The organism is Pedobacter gandavensis (assembly GCF_032678745.1).
Classification (GTDB): Bacteria; Bacteroidota; Bacteroidia; order Sphingobacteriales; family Sphingobacteriaceae; genus Pedobacter; species Pedobacter gandavensis_C.
On record NZ_JAVTST010000003.1, the window covers coordinates 478,147 to 493,166 of the forward strand.

A 15,020-nucleotide genomic window follows, 5' to 3' on the forward strand; every position below is an offset into this window, starting at 1 on the left:
CCTTTTTTATTAGCAAAATCTAGCCGGCATTTATGATACAAACTATTAACTCCGTTTTTAAAGCACAGCAAGCGCATAAATATACGCTTAGAAACAGCAATGCGACGCAACGAATTAATAAATTAAATGCTTTAAAAAGCAGCATAGAGCAGTATGAAAAAGAAATTTATGCAGCTTTACAAAGCGATTTAAGGAAGAGTGAGTTTGAATCCGCCATTACAGAAATCGTTTTCATTTACAGTGAAATAGATTATGCGATTAAAAACCTGAGCAGTTGGATGCGTCCTGTAAAAGTGGGAAAAACCATTACCGCACTGACGGCAAAAAACAGGATTTATTATGAGCCAAAGGGCGTTTGTTTGATTATTTCGCCCTGGAACTACCCTTTTCAGCTGATGATGGCTCCCTTAATTTCTGCGATTGCAGCAGGGAATTGTGCCATATTAAAACCTTCAGAGCTAAGTTCTGAAACCAGCTCCATCATCTGTCGGGTGATCGAAGAGTGCTTTGACGATTCAGAAGTTTGTTGTTTTGAGGGAGATGCAGCACTCTCTACGCACCTATTGAGCCTCCCCTTTGATCACATCTTTTTTACAGGAAGTACTGCCGTTGGAAAAATCGTAATGGAAGCTGCGGCAAAAAACCTGACCTCTGTTACACTGGAGCTAGGGGGCAAATCTCCTACTCTCATAGATGAGACTGCCAACCTTGATATTGCAGCTTCAAAAATTGCCTGGGGAAAGCTCACCAATGCTGGTCAAACTTGTATTGCGCCAGACTATATCCTGATTCCAGAGTCCCTACAACAGGCCTTTATCGAAAAATACAAAGCGGCAGTTGAGAAAATGTTCTTTACTGAATCTGGGGAAATCAACCTGGGCAGTTACGCTAAAATCATCAATAAACGCCATTATAAGCGCATTGAAGCCTTAATCACTGATGCAGTAGATCAGGGTGCCAAAATGCCTTACGGAGGCAAGGGAGACGAAGCTACACAAACCATAATGCCTACCCTACTCACATCGCTTCCGGAAAATGCAAGCATCATGAAAGAAGAGATTTTTGGCCCTATACTGCCGATTATTCCTTATAAAACACTGGAGGAAGCCATTTCACTGATCAACAAAATGAACAAACCTTTGGCGCTCTACATCTTTAGTCAGCATAAAAAACAGATCCAGCAGGTTATCAAAAGCACTAGTGCCGGAGGAACTTGTGTGAACGATGTATTGATCCACATCAGCAACCCTAAGCTACCTTTTGGAGGAGTAAACGGTAGCGGTCTTGGCAGTTGCCACGGGCAGTTTGGATTCAAAACCTTCTCTCATGAAAGGGCTGTAGTTTTTCAATCCAGTTTAGATATGAGCAGCCTCATTTACCCTCCTTATGAAAAGAAAGGATGGGTATTAAAATGGCTGAAAAAACTAATGTAAGCACAGAAAACAAAGAGGCAATTGAGCCGGATTGTCTAACCTATCCTTACAGAAGTCATGGTTAAAGAGCCACCAACCGCCTTATCATTGAAAAGGGACACTCCTTCCTGTTCATTCTTTAACCCCAATGTATACATCAATGGCAAATAATGTTCTGGTGTAGGAATGGCCAGCATTGCTGCCTTCCCTAAGGTCTGATAGGCCTGTAAAGGCTGATGATCGTTATTTAAAATGAGCTGTTTAAATTGCTCATTGATCTCTAAAGCCCAGTCGTAACCTCCTCCGTTGATCATTTCCCAACTCATCATCCTTAGGTTATGCACCATATTCCCACTTCCAAGGATTAGCACTCCCTTTTTACGAAGCTCATAAAGCTCTTTTGCAAGTTCATAATGAAACCTTGCATCTTTCGTATAATCAATACTGAGCTGAACCACCGGGATATTGGCCAATGGGTACATATGCCTTAATACTGTCCATGCACCATGATCTAACCCCCAATCGTGGTCCAATCCGACCTCCACACTATGGATTAGTTTTTTCGCTACCATAGCCAGATCAGGACTTCCCAGGGCGGGATACTTCACATCGAATAAATCCTGCGGAAAGCCGCCAAAATCATGTATTGTGCTTGGAAAATCCATAGCCGTCAAGTGTGTCCCTTTGGTAAACCAATGGGCGGAAACCACAATCACTGCCGTTGGAACAGGGATATCCTGAGCCATCGCCGCCCATTTTGCACTGAACTCATTGTCTTCAATACCATTCATCGGAGAACCGTGTCCCATGAATAAAACGGGCATTAAGTAATCCTGAAGAGGTAAATGTTGACTAAAAATTCGGAATTGATTTAAGTTTGTCATGATGATGAAATGAGAAAAACAGAGATAGCGGTAAGAAACAAGGGTAGCGCCCCCCAGATGGGAATTTATTCCCTGATGTGCTACCCTTGTTAAAAATATAATCCGCTAATATTTAAGGAAATAATATCGTTCCATTATAATAGGAAGTTCTTATTTTCCCTGAACAAACTCGAGGTTTAAAGCGATTTTAACGTCTTTAGCTACGCCCATTCCGGTTGGATCAAACTTGATGTTATAATCCAGGCGGTTAACGGTCGTATTTGCAGCAAACCCCGCTTTCGTTGTTCCTTTATCATCCGTATGGGTTCCACCGAAAATCACATTAAATTTTATGTCTTTAGTAACATCTCGAATGGTCAGTTTACCTGCCAATTCATAGTTTTTTCCGGCTAGCTTTTTGAAAGAAGTACTTTCAAAAGTCATGGTAGGATACTGCTCTGCATTAAAGAAATCATCAGATTTCAAATGCTTATCACGAGGCTCCACACGACTATCTATGCTATTTACATCTACTGTAAACTTCACTTTAGCATTTACAAAATCGACCTTATCCGCTTCTATAGTACCATCAAATTTATTGAATGAGCCGTCTACAAATGAAATCCCCATATGACCTACAGAGAAGTTCACAAAAGAGTGCATTGGATCAACCGTCCATTTAGTTTGTGCGAAAGACGCAACGCTGATAGAAAGTACAACCAGCAGTAAAAATACCTTTTTCATAATTTTATATATTAATGATTTACAAATGTATAACGATTAAAAAGGCAGATTGTTGATCTATGATAAGAAATACAGCTCGCGGATTATTTTAACACATTGTAAAAGTTAAACTCCGCCCGAACCATGTACATATTTTTGTTGTAACGATTGGCTACATTTCCTGCAACTTCAAACCGATATCCCAGATCTATACGCGTTCTACTATTGATGATCATTTGAACTGCAGGTGCAAAATCCACATAAGATCTTCCGTTTTCAGGATTCGTCTTCCCTAGCACCTCAAAATAAAGGTTGAAATTTGGCTGATTGTAGTTTTTATAAACAAAAGGGAGCATCAGATATCCTGAAGAAAGGCTGTATCCCAACATTTGATTTGGCTGAGGCATACCCAACACCTGTTTACTGTCGCGTTCAAAAGATTTTGTATAGCTCAATGTGGCCGATAAAGCCAGTTTATGCAGCAATTGGGTTAAAATAACACCCCCTTGAATACCAGAATTATCTCCTTCCAGATTGATATCTTCCGAATACGTCGGCCTGCTGCTGGTACTGATCCTTCCAAATGCCGCTGCGCGGAAATGACGTTTCATTTCATCAATGGAAAGAAACCTGTATTTCGCGTACAAACTTGCTCCTTCAGCCTTATAACTGCCATCCATGTTCGACAAAAAGCCTTGTGCATGCACCATCAGATTTTTATTGAAACCCAACATCAGTTCCGGGGTAGTTCTAATAGAGAAATCAGGACTTACCCTGCCTTCATTGGTTAGTCTAAAGCCTACAGATTTTGCCGGCATATTACTAGCAGGTTCAGAAAAAACGTATAATTCCTGTGCCTGAGCAGTGGTTCCTATCGCAACAGCGATGGGAACCACTAAAAATTTAAGAAACCTCATGCGTTACTACTAAATGCTCAAGTGATAAATACGTGTTTGCTTACCGTTTACCAAGCCAGAGCCGCTAGTATAAGCCTCAGACTTCAATTGTGCAGATTTTTTCTTAAATGCAGCGCCAGAGATAAAGTTTTTATCGACTACTGTTGCCGTTACCGGACCATTCAATGTCTGACTCTTTTGATTTACAAACTGGTAAACATTGGTTCCAGCGGTAGCCAGACCTTTATCGTCTACTTTGGTATTGTTAAAATTGAAAACGGCAGTCAGATTTCCCACAGAGAAACCCGCATCTTCAACTTTCTTTCTGATCTGATCAATATTCACTGATTTGTCCTTTTTGAAAGTGATAGCAAACAGGTTTTTATTCAAATCCGGCTCAATTGCATCTACAAAATCAAGGGTTCTCAAAGATTTTTCAGTTGCCTGAGAACACATTGAGCAGGTTAAACCGGTAACTTGTAATTCAGCAGTAGTGATTTGTTGTGCAGATGCTTTTCCTGCGATTAAAACAATAGATAGTATGATTAGATTTTTAATGGTATTCATATGGATATAATTTATGTGCTAAAAATAAACTCGTTGACGGCGAAATATAAACGCGTCAAAGCCCTCAGGACAAGCTTGTCCTAAGGAAAATAAATTATTCCTGGTCTAATTTCTGAATACGCAGTTGTAGGCGTGTAAGGATAGGATTGCGGACAATGGTGGTGCCTTATTTTCTATTCTGCTGAATAGCGTAGGCATCAACTGGCGGAAAACTTCTGAAATCAGCGGACTAAATAACATCTCCAAACTGAAATCCGTTGGAAGATTTACTTTAGTACCTCCCTGATGGCTGTCTTTGATTTTCGCCTCAATAGATTTGTCCTTGCAACAATCACCAGCTTGCTGTTTCTTTTCTGATGCTTTACAGGCGCCGCAACTTGCAGTTTCTATCCAGCGAACCTCAGAAAGCTTGCCCCCACAAAAGTGCATATTCAATGCAAACCCAATCATAGTGATCAGGTAAAATGCACATAGGCCCAATGTAAGTTTTTGTCGCAATTTCATCTTTTCCCAAAATTAGTCATAATTGTGAGAGAAAACGACTGCCCCTTTTAATAAAGCAGATTTACCTTAACTTAGCCCTAAATTTGACTAAATAATGAAGAAATTCTGCGTACTTATCCTGTGCTTATGTTTCAGCACGGCCTTTGCAGCCAAACCAAAACACAAATATGTAAGATTAAAAACTGACCTCGGAGAATGTATCATCATGCTCTATAATGAAACACCTTTACACCGCGATAACTTTATAAAACTAACAAAGAAAGGCGTTTATAACGGTACGTTGTTCCACAGGGTGATCAAAGATTTCATGATTCAAGGCGGAGATCCGGATTCGAAAAAGGCAAAACCAGGCGAACAATTAGGAGAAGGAAGTGTAGGCTATACCGTCCCTGCGGAGTTCCGGGATAGCTTATTTCATAAAAAAGGAGTACTCGCAGCGGCCCGTGATAACAATCCGGAGAAAGCATCCAGTGGCAGTCAGTTTTACCTGGTACAAGGAAGAAAGTTTAATGATCAGGAATTAGACAAGACCGAAACCAACCGGTTAAAAGCCAAAATTCCGACGTACCAACGCGAAGTTTATAAAACCATCGGAGGTGTGCCACACCTGGACCGCAGTTATACCGTTTATGGAGAAGTCGTTAAAGGAATCGACCTGATTGATCAGGTTGCGGCTGTTACAACCGACAATAACGACCGTCCGACTGTAGATCTGAAAATGACCATCACGGTATTAAAGCGTTCTGAAGCCAAGAAACTGGAGAAAGAAATGAAAATAAAGGAACAACAACAAAATAGCGTTCCGGCAGCATAAAAAAACAAAGCGTTAAGTATTAAAAACAAAACAACTCTGATGAAAATCATTTCATATAACGTCAACGGCATACGTTCTGCCACTACTAAAAACTTCATTGGCTGGCTACAATCTACCGATGCCGACATGGTTTGCTTACAAGAAGTGAAAGCTTTGCCTATCCAGATCCCAGAAATCCTTACTTTAATTGAACAGCTAGGGTACCACCATTACTGGTTTCCGGCAGAGAAAAAAGGATACAGTGGTGTGGCTATTTTAACCAAAATCAAGCCTAATCATATAGAATATGGTTGTGGAGAAGAATGGATCGACAAAGAAGGACGCATTATCAGGGCTGATTTTGACACTTTCTCTTTAATGAGTGTCTACTTGCCATCCGGCTCCAGTGGAGACGAGAGACAGGTTAAAAAGTACGAATTCATGCGTTTCTTTGACCAATACATTGGAGAGCTGCGCAAAGAATACCCAAATCTGATCATTTCAGGAGATTATAACATTTGCCATACCGCTATTGACATTCATAATCCGAAGTCCAATGCAAACTCTTCCGGATTTTTACCTGAAGAAAGAGAGTGGATGGAAATGTTTCTGACCAATGGCTTTATAGATACTTTCAGACATTTCAACAAAGACCCACACCATTATACCTGGTGGAGTTTCAGAGCGGGTTCCAGAGGAAAGAACCTGGGTTGGCGTATCGATTATCACCTGGCCAGCAAACCGATGTTGGAAAGACTAAAAAACGTGACTATTTTAGCCGATGCTGTTCATTCTGACCATTGTCCGGTGATGTTAGAATTAAACCCTTAAATCATGGCTTCATTACTCATCACCCATATTGGGACCCTTGTTGGCTTACATCCGGAAGGATTGTTGATGCTCAGAGGTGCAGAAATGGCGAAACTTCCCTTACTGGAAAACGCCTGGCTCCTTTGCGAAAACGGACTGATTAGTGATTTTGGAACCATGGATACGCTACCGGTACAACTGCCTAACGACCTGGAGACAATATCTGCGGAAGATGGCTATGTGTTGCCTTCCTGGTGTGATTCTCATTCTCATATCGTTTTCGCCGCCCCCAGGGAGGAGGAATTCGTCATGAAAATTGCAGGAAAAACCTACGAAGAAATTGCTGCTGCGGGAGGTGGCATCTTAAATTCCGCAGCAAAAATGCAATTGGCCTCAGAAGAAGCACTTTTCCAGGCCGCTGCCATTCGCTTAAACGACATGATCAGACAAGGCACCGGTGCTATTGAGGTCAAAAGCGGTTACGGATTATCTGTGGCCAGCGAATTGAAAATGCTGAGGGTCATTCGCAGGCTAAAAGAAAGTTTCCCGATCCCGGTAAAGGCCAGTTTTTTAGCTGCACATGCCTTCCCTCTTGCTTATAAAAACGATCATCAAGGTTATATTTCCCTAATCATCGACCAAATGCTGCCCCAAATTGCAGCAGAAGGCCTGGCAGATTATATGGACGTATTTTGTGAAAAAGGATTTTTCTCTGTCGCAGAGACTGACCAACTGCTCAATGCAGCCGCTAAATATGGACTGAAGCCAAAGATTCATGCCAATCAGCTTTCCGTTTCCGGAGGCGTACAGATTGGTGTAAAGCATCAGGCCATTTCTGTAGACCATTTAGAAGCCACAGACGAGGCTGCAATTGCGGCATTAACTACCGGCATTACGATCGCCACCCTATTGCCTTCCTGCTCCTTCTACCTAGGCATCCCATTTGCAAATGCACGTGCTTTAATTCAGGCAAATGCTCCTGTGGCACTCGCCAGTGATTATAACCCGGGCTCAACCCCTTCCGGAAATATGAATTTTGTGTTGTCATTAGGCTGTATCAAATTGAAAATGCTCCCTGAAGAAGCCATTAATGCCTGCAGCTTAAACGGAGCCGCGGCAATGGAACTGAGTGCTACAACCGGCAGCATTACAAAAGGAAAAAAAGCGAATCTGATCCTCACCAGAAAAATATCTTCCCTGGCCTTTTTGCCTTATAGCTTCGGACAATCACAGATAAAAACCATCATTCTAAACGGTAAAATCCAATAATGGAAGTCCTACATATTTATGAAAAAGCAGCGATCTCCGCCTTGGTTACCCAAAGACCTGGAGAAGTAAAGCTTGGGGAACAAGTTCAGATTTTCAGCAGCTGGGAGCAGTTAAAAAACAGTCCCGCTACTTTTGTATTGCTGGGCATCCCGGAAGATATCGGAGTTCGCGCCAATCATGGTATTGCAGGTGCAGCTACAGCCTGGCTACCTGCCCTAAAAGCCTTGCTCAACATCCAAAGCACCGATTTTCTAAAGGGTAGCGAATTAATGGTCTTGGGCCATTTTAACTTCATAGATCCCGTATCTACCCAGGTTAAAGACTTGGAAAATGCCGTTGAGCAAATTGACGAAGCGGTATATCCGGTCATTCAAAAGATTATTGAAGCCGGAAAAACACCAATCATTATTGGTGGAGGACACAACAATGCCTACCCAATCCTTAAAGGCTGTGCATTGGGCTTCAAAAAACCAATGAATGTATTGAACATAGACGCGCATGCCGACCTGCGTCCGAGCCAAGGCAGACACAGTGGCAATGGCTTCAGCTATGCCCTCAAAGATGGATTTCTGGATCAATACGCGATTTTTGGCCTACATCAAAACTATAATAACAGTGCTATTTTAGCTGAAATCGCAGGAAATCCGAAGATAAATGCGGTATTCTTCGATGAGCTTTTAAGCAACGGCGGGACTTATCAAGATGCCCTACAGCCCTTAATGACGCAGTTAAATAACTCAACGGGACTAGAAATAGATCTCGACTGCATAGAAAACGTCCTTTCCAGTGCATTTACGCCCTCAGGGTTCCAGATCAACGATCTCAGGAAGATAATCCTTCAATCAAAAAAGAAGTTCGCTTATATGCACGTTTGTGAAGGCGCTACCCAAATGGCCGATGGCAGGACAAGTACCTCGACGGCAAAAACCATAGCTTACCTCATCAGTGATTTCCTGAAAGCACAAGCGCTAATCTAAAACCGGAAAAATATAGGTTTTATCGGGTGTAATACATTTATCGAGTTGCACATCATGCTCGTTTACATTGTCGATCTCGACCAATTCATCCAACAAAGACAAACCTATCTTCTCTGTTACTATCCCTTGCAGGAACCGGTCGTAAAAACCTTTTCCATAACCCACACGGTATCCCTTCTTATCAAATGCAATTAAGGGCACAATCACCATTTCTATTTCTCCTGTATGAATCTTCGCCTTTGCAGGCTCCAGAATTTGGTACGCATTGAGTTCCAAATCGTCCAGACCCTCAAAATAATGGTGTGTCATTAGAGAAGTTTCAAAATCAGCTCTTGGAACGACGATTTTAATCACCGGATGGTGTTTCTTCAACCAATCAATGATCAAAAAAGTATCCGGTTCATTCTGGGATTTAATGGGCAAAAAAATATGGAGAGTCTTTACCTGAGACAGGTCTAACAGTTTAAACTGTTCAAGAAGCTTTTCGCTGAGTTGTTGTACAATTTCGGGAGTTAATCCCTTTCTGATGGGCAAAATACGTTTTCTGATCTGAGCTTTATCCATGATTGCTATTGCTGATTCCAGTATTTTTCAGCGGCTATAAAAGCTTAAGCTACGAAAAAACCTTGTAAAAAAAGATGGCTTCGGGAACCACTCCGAAGCCACAATCAACCTAAACCTAAAACTAAACTATGAAAATTCTTATTTTACTCTTTATATATATTCTCCGTTAAGGATCTTTATATTTTGCATTTTTATCTGAAATACTGATCGGCTGCCCGGCCCTTATTTCGTTCTGCAAAGGTAGATACTATTTTTGAATCTCACAATAGTATTTTAAAAAAATATTTATTTATGCGCTTTTCATCGTTTAAACGCCATTCAAGGGCGAAAAAAAATGAAAATGTTACATTATTTATAGTCAGTTACCTGAATGAAATGCTGGCAAAATGAATACTCGACCTCCTGATTTGACCCTACTATGACTAATCTTTGATCGGTGAAGTTGGCGATTAAGCTCAGATACCAGTCTACGCCCTGCTGATCCAGATTAGACGTTGGCTCATCTAAAAGTAAGATTGGGGTATCCGTACAGAAGGCCAGGGCCAGTTTAGTACGCTGTTTCATTCCCGAAGAGAAGTATTTTAAAGCCTTATCCTGCGACTTCTCCAGTCCCAGCAGCGATAACACCCCTTCCCGGGTCATGTCCTTGTACAGCCCTTTAAATTTGAAATGAAAGTCTATTGTTTCTTCCAGCGTAAATTCTTCGATTAAATCGAGGTATGGCGCTGCAAAGCTGAGGTGTTGGTAGATGTTTTCTACCGGAACGATTTTCTCCTTCTGATAGCTGATTTTGCCTTCAGAAGGAGATAAATTGCCGAGAATCATGCTCAATAAGGTGGACTTTCCTGAACCATTGGGTCCAAGGATCGCATAACTGCCCGGGGCTTCAAATTCATAATTGACATTACGAAAGATCCACTCCTGGTTAAACCGCCTACCGGCCTTATCTAAGCTGATTTTCATCAATAATTATTAGCTACCAGAGCCAAATCCTTTCATCACTCCTCTGTTCGAGTTTCTGATGAATTCCAAGATTTCGTCTCTGATTTCTGTTGGTGCAAATTCTGCTTCGATCATATCTAATGCTTTACTTACATTGTTATGTTTCACAAATAGCACACGGTAGATCTCTTGAATTTCATTGATTTGTTCTGAAGAAAATCCTCTTCTTCTTAAACCAACAGAGTTGATACCTGCATAAGAAAGTGGCTCACGCGCAGCTTTCACATATGGAGGTACATCTTTTCTCACCAATGAACCACCGGTTACAAAGGCATGAGAACCAACTTTTACAAACTGATGAATCGCTACTAAACCTGCAAGAACTACATAATCACCAATGGTGATGTGTCCCGCAAGGGTAGTGCTGTTGGAAAAGATACAGTGGTCACCAACCTCACAATCGTGAGCGATGTGAGAATACGCCTGAATCAAACAGTTGCTGCCAATTACAGTTTTCCATTTGTCTTTTGTTCCTCTATTGATGGTTACACACTCTCTGATCGTGGTATTGTCGCCAATTTCTGCAGTGGTTACTTCCCCTGCAAATTTCAGATCCTGAGGTACTCCAGAGATCACTGACCCTGGAAAAACTCTACAATTTTTACCAATTCTTGCGCCATCCATGATGACCACATTAGAACCGATCCAGGTTCCTTCCCCAATTTCTACATCCTTGTGTATCACTGCAAAAGGCTCAATTACTACATTATCGGCAATTTTTGCCTGCGGATGAATATACGCTAAGGGTTGTATCATGATACGGTTTCGCTTTCTTTTACTTTAACAATTTGGGCCATCATCTCTGCTTCCACAACAACTTTACCACCTACCATGCCGACACCTTTCATTTGAGCGATGCCCCTTCTGATGGGCTCCATTAAGTCACATCTGAACACGATTGTATCACCAGGAGATACCTGGGCTCTAAAACGTACATTGTCAATTTTCAAAAACAAAGTCAGGTAATTTCTTGGATCTTCAACGGTACTTAATACTAAAATTCCACCGGTTTGCGCCATTGCTTCGATCTGGATTACGCCCGGAAATACCGGTGCCCCAGGGAAGTGTCCTTTAAAGAACTCTTCGTTCATCGTTACATTTTTAACACCAACCACGTGTGTTTTAGACAATTCCAGAATTTTATCGATAAATAGGAATGGTTGTCTATGTGGCAGAATTTCCATAATCTGAACCACATCATATAATGGTTTTACAGATGGATCATAGATATGCTGCACTTTTTTATTTTTCTCTTTTTTAATGGCTGCTTTGATTTTCTTAGCAAAAGCCACGTTGGCAGCATGTCCGGGACGTGCAGCCATGATATGACCTTTTAAATGCACCCCTACCAAGGCAAGGTCGCCGATCATATCCAATAATTTATGTCTTGCAGGCTCATTTTGGTACCGCAATTCCATATTATTTAAAATGCCCTGAGGAGCCACTTCTATAGCGCTTCTGTTGAAGATCGTTGCCAGGTGGTCTAACTCTTCTTTAGTCACTTCTTTATCCACGATCACGATGGCATTGTTCAAATCTCCCCCTTTAATCAGGTTGTTTTGAAGTTGGTATTCCAATTCGTGAAGAAAACAGAAGGTTCTGCAGGAAGCAATTTCCTTTTTAAATTCTGCGATGCTCGATATACCGGCATGCTGACTACCCAATACAGGAGAATTATAGTCGATCATACAAGTAAACCTGTAATCATCTAATGGCATGGCCACAATTTCAACTTTTCTATCCGGCTCGGTATAAGTAATGTTATGAGGAATCGAGAAATATTCGCGATCAACGCTTTGCAACTGGGCACCTACACTTTCCAGTGCTTCCAGGAACATAATTGCGCTACCATCCATGATTGGCGTTTCAGGGCCATCCAGTTTAATCAACACGTTATCCAGGTCCATACCTACTAAAGAAGCCATTACATGCTCTACAGTACTGATACTTGCGCCGTTTTGAGTAATCGTTGTTCCTCTTGCAGTGTCTGTAACGTTGTCACAATCAGCATCAACAATCGGGCTACCCGGTAAATCGGTTCTTTGAAATTTAAATCCGTGATTTTCTGGTGCCGGACAAAAAGTAAGCGTCACATTTGCCCCGGTATGCAGACCTACGCCTGATACAGAAACTTCGCCTTTTATGGTTTTTTGCTTCACATTCATTATTTTGCTATTGTGCTGTTTTGTTCAATTAATGCTTTTAGTTCTGAAATTGTATTTTCTAATGCCATGATTCGTTTTTCAACGGTTGGCAGTTGTTTAAAGATTACTGAAGCCCTCATCCAATCTCTTAAAGGCTGTGCAGGACTACCGTGCCATTGTTTAAATTCGGTGGTGGTATTGAAGTTTATTCCTGCCTGGGCACCGATCTGAGTTCCTTTTGCAAGGGTCAGGTGACCGGCTATCCCCACTTGACCGCCAATAACAGAGTTTTCCCCAACTTTCGTGCTTCCAGAAACACCTGTTTGTGCTGCAACTACGGTGTGCGCACCCATGTCTACATTGTGTGCGATTTGAATCAGATTGTCCAGTTTCACTCCTTTTCTAATGAAAGTAGAGCCCATTGTAGCACGGTCTATCGCCGTATTTGCACCAATTTCGACGTCGTCTTCAATCACCACATTCCCAATCTGTGCAATCTTCGAATACGTCCCATCCGGTTGTGGCGCAAAGCCAAAACCGTCACTACCAATTACGGTATTGCTATGAATGACAATATTGTTTCCGAGTACGGAACGGTTGTATATTTTTACGCCAGGAAAAATCTGGCAGTTGTTTCCAATTTGGGTATCCGCCCCCACATATACCTGTGCCTGGATCTTGGTATCATCACCAATCACCACATTTTCAGCGATATAACTGAAAGCTGCAATAAATACATTCTTACCAATTTTAGCGGAAGGATGGATGAAAGAAGGTTGCTCTATACCAGACTGTGTGTTCATTTGGTTGATCACCTCATTGTATTTCTCTAGTAAAATTGAGAATGCACTATAAGGATCAGCTACTTTAATTAAAGTGCTTTCTATGGGCTGAGATGGAAAAAAATCATTCCCTACGATGACTACAGAGGCCTTCGTGGAGTATAAATAGTTTTCATATTTGGGATTAGATAAAAAACACAAAGACCCAGCAGTTCCATTTTCTATCTTAGAAAGTTCTGATACCTTAGCATTTTCATCGCCTTCAATGGTGCCATCTATAAATTCGCTTATCTGCTTGGCAGTAAATTGCATCGTACAAAGTTAAGTGTTAAATTGATATGAACAAATAAACCTATTTAGGTTATTTTTGTAAAATCTAAAAACGGGATTAAAAATTAATTATTTTGTTAAAAAATGCTAAATCATTCTGGGATAGCATAGTATGTGTTTGGTTACCGTCTTATCCAAAGATTCTAAATTAGATAAATCCGATGCTTTTGCAATGTCAATAATGGTATTATTCTTCATCAGAATATTGATATTCCCGCTTCCTGCGTTATAGGCGCGGTTTTCTATCTGATCTGTGAAGACAAAATAACCGACTTCCGCGGCGTTGAGCTGTAACCTTTCGGCGATTTCATCTTTAAGCTTTTGGACGCGTATTGGATCTGGCGCCTCCGTGCTGATCTCCACTTTATATAAGTTACGGCGGATAAACATGAGGCATAATTGCGCTAAAATCGGATCAGTATATTCTGTCCAAACCTTTACCGAAGCCACAATATCCTGGTCATCCAGCTTGAAAAATGCTTGTAAATGAACCTCATCATTTAAGAAATCGGCTTTATTGACATCATTTTTCAGGAAATGCTGTAAGGCTGGAGTCGCAAAAAGGGTTTCGCCATTGGCAGAAAGCTCCTTCGCACGTTCCAGTATTTTAACCAAAAGGTATTCTCCGGCAACTACTGTTTTATGAAGGTATACCTGCCAATACATCAGTCTACGGGCAATCAAAAAGTTTTCAATGGAATACATTCCCTTTTCTTCGATCACCAATTCCCCATCCAATACGTTGAACATTTTGATGATGCGATCGAAACTGATCACCCCTTCGCTTACTCCGGTAAAAAAGCTATCACGGTTCAGGTAGTCCATCCGGTCCAGGTCCAATTGGCCGGAAACCAGCTGCGGCAGGAATTTTTTAGGGTAATCGCCTTTAAAAATGTTAATTGCCATGGTTAAACGGCCTCCAAATTCCTCATTCAACTTTTCCATGATCAACATAGAAATGGTTTCATGATGAACGCCGTTCACGAGCGTATGCTCCAGTGCATGAGAAAAAGGCCCATGCCCAATGTCATGTAAAAGAATGGCAATTGTAGCCGCTTCTTCTTCTTCCTGACTGATGGTCTGGCGTTTACTTTTAAGGATTTCCAAAGCGAGGCTCATTAAATGCATTGCGCCTAGCGCATGATGAAACCTGGTGTGCAGGGCTCCTGGGTACACCAAATGGGTCATCCCCAATTGCTTAATATACCTTAACCGCTGAAAATATGGGTGTGAGATCAAGTCAAACACAATTTCAGAGGGGATATTTATGAAGCCATAGACCGGGTCATTTATGATTTTCTTTTTGTTCAATCCTTACAAATAAAATTATACGGTACAAAAATTGCTATTTTTATCCATACTAAGAAAGAGAAATTCTTTTTTG

The 15,020-nt window shown here is 41.3% G+C and carries 16 protein-coding genes; 5 read left to right on the forward strand and 11 right to left on the reverse strand.

The genetic code is table 11. From position 1 onward, the window contains the following. The first annotated feature begins 32 nt into the window (after positions 1 to 32). Positions 33 to 1,433, forward strand: coding sequence for an aldehyde dehydrogenase family protein (locus R2S10_RS13480; RefSeq protein ID WP_316840945.1), 1,401 nt, complete (start codon positions 33 to 35; stop codon positions 1,431 to 1,433). A 35-nt stretch (positions 1,434 to 1,468) separates the two neighbouring features. Here the strand turns inward: R2S10_RS13480 and ygiD are convergent, their stop codons facing one another. The 5 genes from ygiD to R2S10_RS13505 form a co-directional block, all read right to left on the reverse strand. Beyond that, positions 1,469 to 2,296 carry a 4,5-DOPA dioxygenase extradiol gene (ygiD, locus tag R2S10_RS13485; RefSeq protein ID WP_410478975.1) on the reverse strand — a complete coding sequence of 276 codons (828 nt, stop codon included), beginning with the start codon at positions 2,294 to 2,296 and terminating at the stop codon, positions 1,469 to 1,471. Between the two features lie 150 nt (positions 2,297 to 2,446). Beyond that, positions 2,447 to 3,019: a YceI family protein gene (locus R2S10_RS13490; protein WP_316840947.1), complete on the reverse strand. Its 573-nt coding sequence runs from the start codon at positions 3,017 to 3,019 to the stop codon at positions 2,447 to 2,449. An 83-nt stretch (positions 3,020 to 3,102) separates the two neighbouring features. Continuing rightward, the gene (locus R2S10_RS13495; RefSeq protein WP_316840948.1) at positions 3,103 to 3,915 is read right to left on the reverse strand and encodes a hypothetical protein; all 813 of its coding nucleotides are present in this window, start codon (positions 3,913 to 3,915) and stop codon (positions 3,103 to 3,105) included. A gap of 9 nt (positions 3,916 to 3,924) precedes the next feature. After that, on the reverse strand, positions 3,925 to 4,461 hold the full coding sequence (locus tag R2S10_RS13500; RefSeq protein WP_316840949.1) for a heavy-metal-associated domain-containing protein: 537 nt from the start codon (positions 4,459 to 4,461) through the stop codon (positions 3,925 to 3,927). A 105-nt stretch (positions 4,462 to 4,566) separates the two neighbouring features. Continuing rightward, positions 4,567 to 4,965 (reverse strand): HYC_CC_PP family protein, encoded by a 399-nt coding sequence (locus R2S10_RS13505; RefSeq protein ID WP_316840950.1) that lies wholly within the window; start codon positions 4,963 to 4,965, stop codon positions 4,567 to 4,569. 94 nt (positions 4,966 to 5,059) lie between these two features. Between R2S10_RS13505 and R2S10_RS13510 the strand changes: the two genes are divergently transcribed. Genes R2S10_RS13510 through R2S10_RS13525 form a run of 4 tightly spaced genes read left to right on the forward strand, consistent with a single transcriptional unit; the run spans position 5,060 to position 8,814 of the window. Then, the gene (locus R2S10_RS13510; protein ID WP_316840951.1) at positions 5,060 to 5,779 is read left to right on the forward strand and encodes a peptidylprolyl isomerase; all 720 of its coding nucleotides are present in this window, start codon (positions 5,060 to 5,062) and stop codon (positions 5,777 to 5,779) included. Positions 5,780 to 5,818: 39 nt separating this feature from the next. Beyond that, a complete protein-coding gene (locus tag R2S10_RS13515) occupies positions 5,819 to 6,589 on the forward strand; it encodes an exodeoxyribonuclease III (protein ID WP_316840952.1) in 771 nt (256 codons plus the stop codon). A gap of 3 nt (positions 6,590 to 6,592) precedes the next feature. Continuing rightward, a complete protein-coding gene (hutI, locus tag R2S10_RS13520) occupies positions 6,593 to 7,837 on the forward strand; it encodes an imidazolonepropionase (RefSeq protein ID WP_316840953.1) in 1,245 nt (414 codons plus the stop codon). After that, positions 7,837 to 8,814, forward strand: a complete 978-nt coding sequence (locus R2S10_RS13525; protein ID WP_316840954.1) for a formimidoylglutamase — start codon at positions 7,837 to 7,839, stop codon at positions 8,812 to 8,814. The genes hutI and R2S10_RS13525 overlap by 1 nt, the downstream gene beginning before the upstream one ends. On the opposite strand, the gene R2S10_RS13530 is transcribed toward R2S10_RS13525, so the two are convergent. From R2S10_RS13530 to R2S10_RS13555, 6 genes are all read right to left on the reverse strand, one after another. Continuing rightward, complete coding sequence (locus R2S10_RS13530; protein ID WP_316840955.1) at positions 8,806 to 9,378, reverse strand: 5-formyltetrahydrofolate cyclo-ligase; 573 nt, start codon at positions 9,376 to 9,378, stop codon at positions 8,806 to 8,808. The two genes, R2S10_RS13525 and R2S10_RS13530, sit on opposite strands and share 9 nt — an antisense overlap. Before the next feature lie 348 nt (positions 9,379 to 9,726). Continuing rightward, positions 9,727 to 10,341: an ABC transporter ATP-binding protein gene (locus R2S10_RS13535; protein ID WP_316840956.1), complete on the reverse strand. Its 615-nt coding sequence runs from the start codon at positions 10,339 to 10,341 to the stop codon at positions 9,727 to 9,729. 9 nt (positions 10,342 to 10,350) lie between these two features. After that, a complete protein-coding gene (gene lpxA, locus R2S10_RS13540; protein ID WP_062546374.1) occupies positions 10,351 to 11,136 on the reverse strand; it encodes an acyl-ACP--UDP-N-acetylglucosamine O-acyltransferase in 786 nt (261 codons plus the stop codon). Beyond that, the gene (locus R2S10_RS13545; RefSeq protein ID WP_316840957.1) at positions 11,133 to 12,545 is read right to left on the reverse strand and encodes a bifunctional UDP-3-O-[3-hydroxymyristoyl] N-acetylglucosamine deacetylase/3-hydroxyacyl-ACP dehydratase; all 1,413 of its coding nucleotides are present in this window, start codon (positions 12,543 to 12,545) and stop codon (positions 11,133 to 11,135) included. The genes lpxA and R2S10_RS13545 overlap by 4 nt, the downstream gene beginning before the upstream one ends. Next, positions 12,545 to 13,618, reverse strand: coding sequence for a UDP-3-O-(3-hydroxymyristoyl)glucosamine N-acyltransferase (gene lpxD, locus R2S10_RS13550; protein WP_316840958.1), 1,074 nt, complete (start codon positions 13,616 to 13,618; stop codon positions 12,545 to 12,547). Before lpxD ends, R2S10_RS13545 begins: the two co-directional genes overlap by 1 nt. Positions 13,619 to 13,723: 105 nt before the next feature. Next, complete coding sequence (locus R2S10_RS13555) at positions 13,724 to 14,947, reverse strand: HD domain-containing protein (protein WP_316840959.1); 1,224 nt, start codon at positions 14,945 to 14,947, stop codon at positions 13,724 to 13,726. Positions 14,948 to 15,020 lie beyond the last annotated feature (73 nt).

What these genes read in the sequence shown, in the direction of transcription:
- ygiD (WP_410478975.1), bottom strand. Translation starts at nt 2,296, where the DNA reads ATGACAAACTTAAATCAATTCCGAATTTTTAGTCAACATTTACCTCTT.
- R2S10_RS13515 (WP_316840952.1), top strand. Translation starts at nt 5,819, where the DNA reads ATGAAAATCATTTCATATAACGTCAACGGCATACGTTCTGCCACTACT.
- R2S10_RS13535 (WP_316840956.1), bottom strand. Translation starts at nt 10,341, where the DNA reads ATGAAAATCAGCTTAGATAAGGCCGGTAGGCGGTTTAACCAGGAGTGG.
- lpxD (WP_316840958.1), bottom strand. Translation starts at nt 13,618, where the DNA reads ATGCAATTTACTGCCAAGCAGATAAGCGAATTTATAGATGGCACCATT.
- R2S10_RS13505 (WP_316840950.1), bottom strand. Translation starts at nt 4,965, where the DNA reads ATGAAATTGCGACAAAAACTTACATTGGGCCTATGTGCATTTTACCTG.
- R2S10_RS13545 (WP_316840957.1), bottom strand. Translation starts at nt 12,545, where the DNA reads ATGAATGTGAAGCAAAAAACCATAAAAGGCGAAGTTTCTGTATCAGGC.
- R2S10_RS13490 (WP_316840947.1), bottom strand. Translation starts at nt 3,019, where the DNA reads ATGAAAAAGGTATTTTTACTGCTGGTTGTACTTTCTATCAGCGTTGCG.
- hutI (WP_316840953.1), top strand. Translation starts at nt 6,593, where the DNA reads ATGGCTTCATTACTCATCACCCATATTGGGACCCTTGTTGGCTTACAT.
- R2S10_RS13525 (WP_316840954.1), top strand. Translation starts at nt 7,837, where the DNA reads ATGGAAGTCCTACATATTTATGAAAAAGCAGCGATCTCCGCCTTGGTT.
- lpxA (WP_062546374.1), bottom strand. Translation starts at nt 11,136, where the DNA reads ATGATACAACCCTTAGCGTATATTCATCCGCAGGCAAAAATTGCCGAT.
- R2S10_RS13480 (WP_316840945.1), top strand. Translation starts at nt 33, where the DNA reads ATGATACAAACTATTAACTCCGTTTTTAAAGCACAGCAAGCGCATAAA.
- R2S10_RS13500 (WP_316840949.1), bottom strand. Translation starts at nt 4,461, where the DNA reads ATGAATACCATTAAAAATCTAATCATACTATCTATTGTTTTAATCGCA.
- R2S10_RS13510 (WP_316840951.1), top strand. Translation starts at nt 5,060, where the DNA reads ATGAAGAAATTCTGCGTACTTATCCTGTGCTTATGTTTCAGCACGGCC.
- R2S10_RS13530 (WP_316840955.1), bottom strand. Translation starts at nt 9,378, where the DNA reads ATGGATAAAGCTCAGATCAGAAAACGTATTTTGCCCATCAGAAAGGGA.
- R2S10_RS13495 (WP_316840948.1), bottom strand. Translation starts at nt 3,915, where the DNA reads ATGAGGTTTCTTAAATTTTTAGTGGTTCCCATCGCTGTTGCGATAGGA.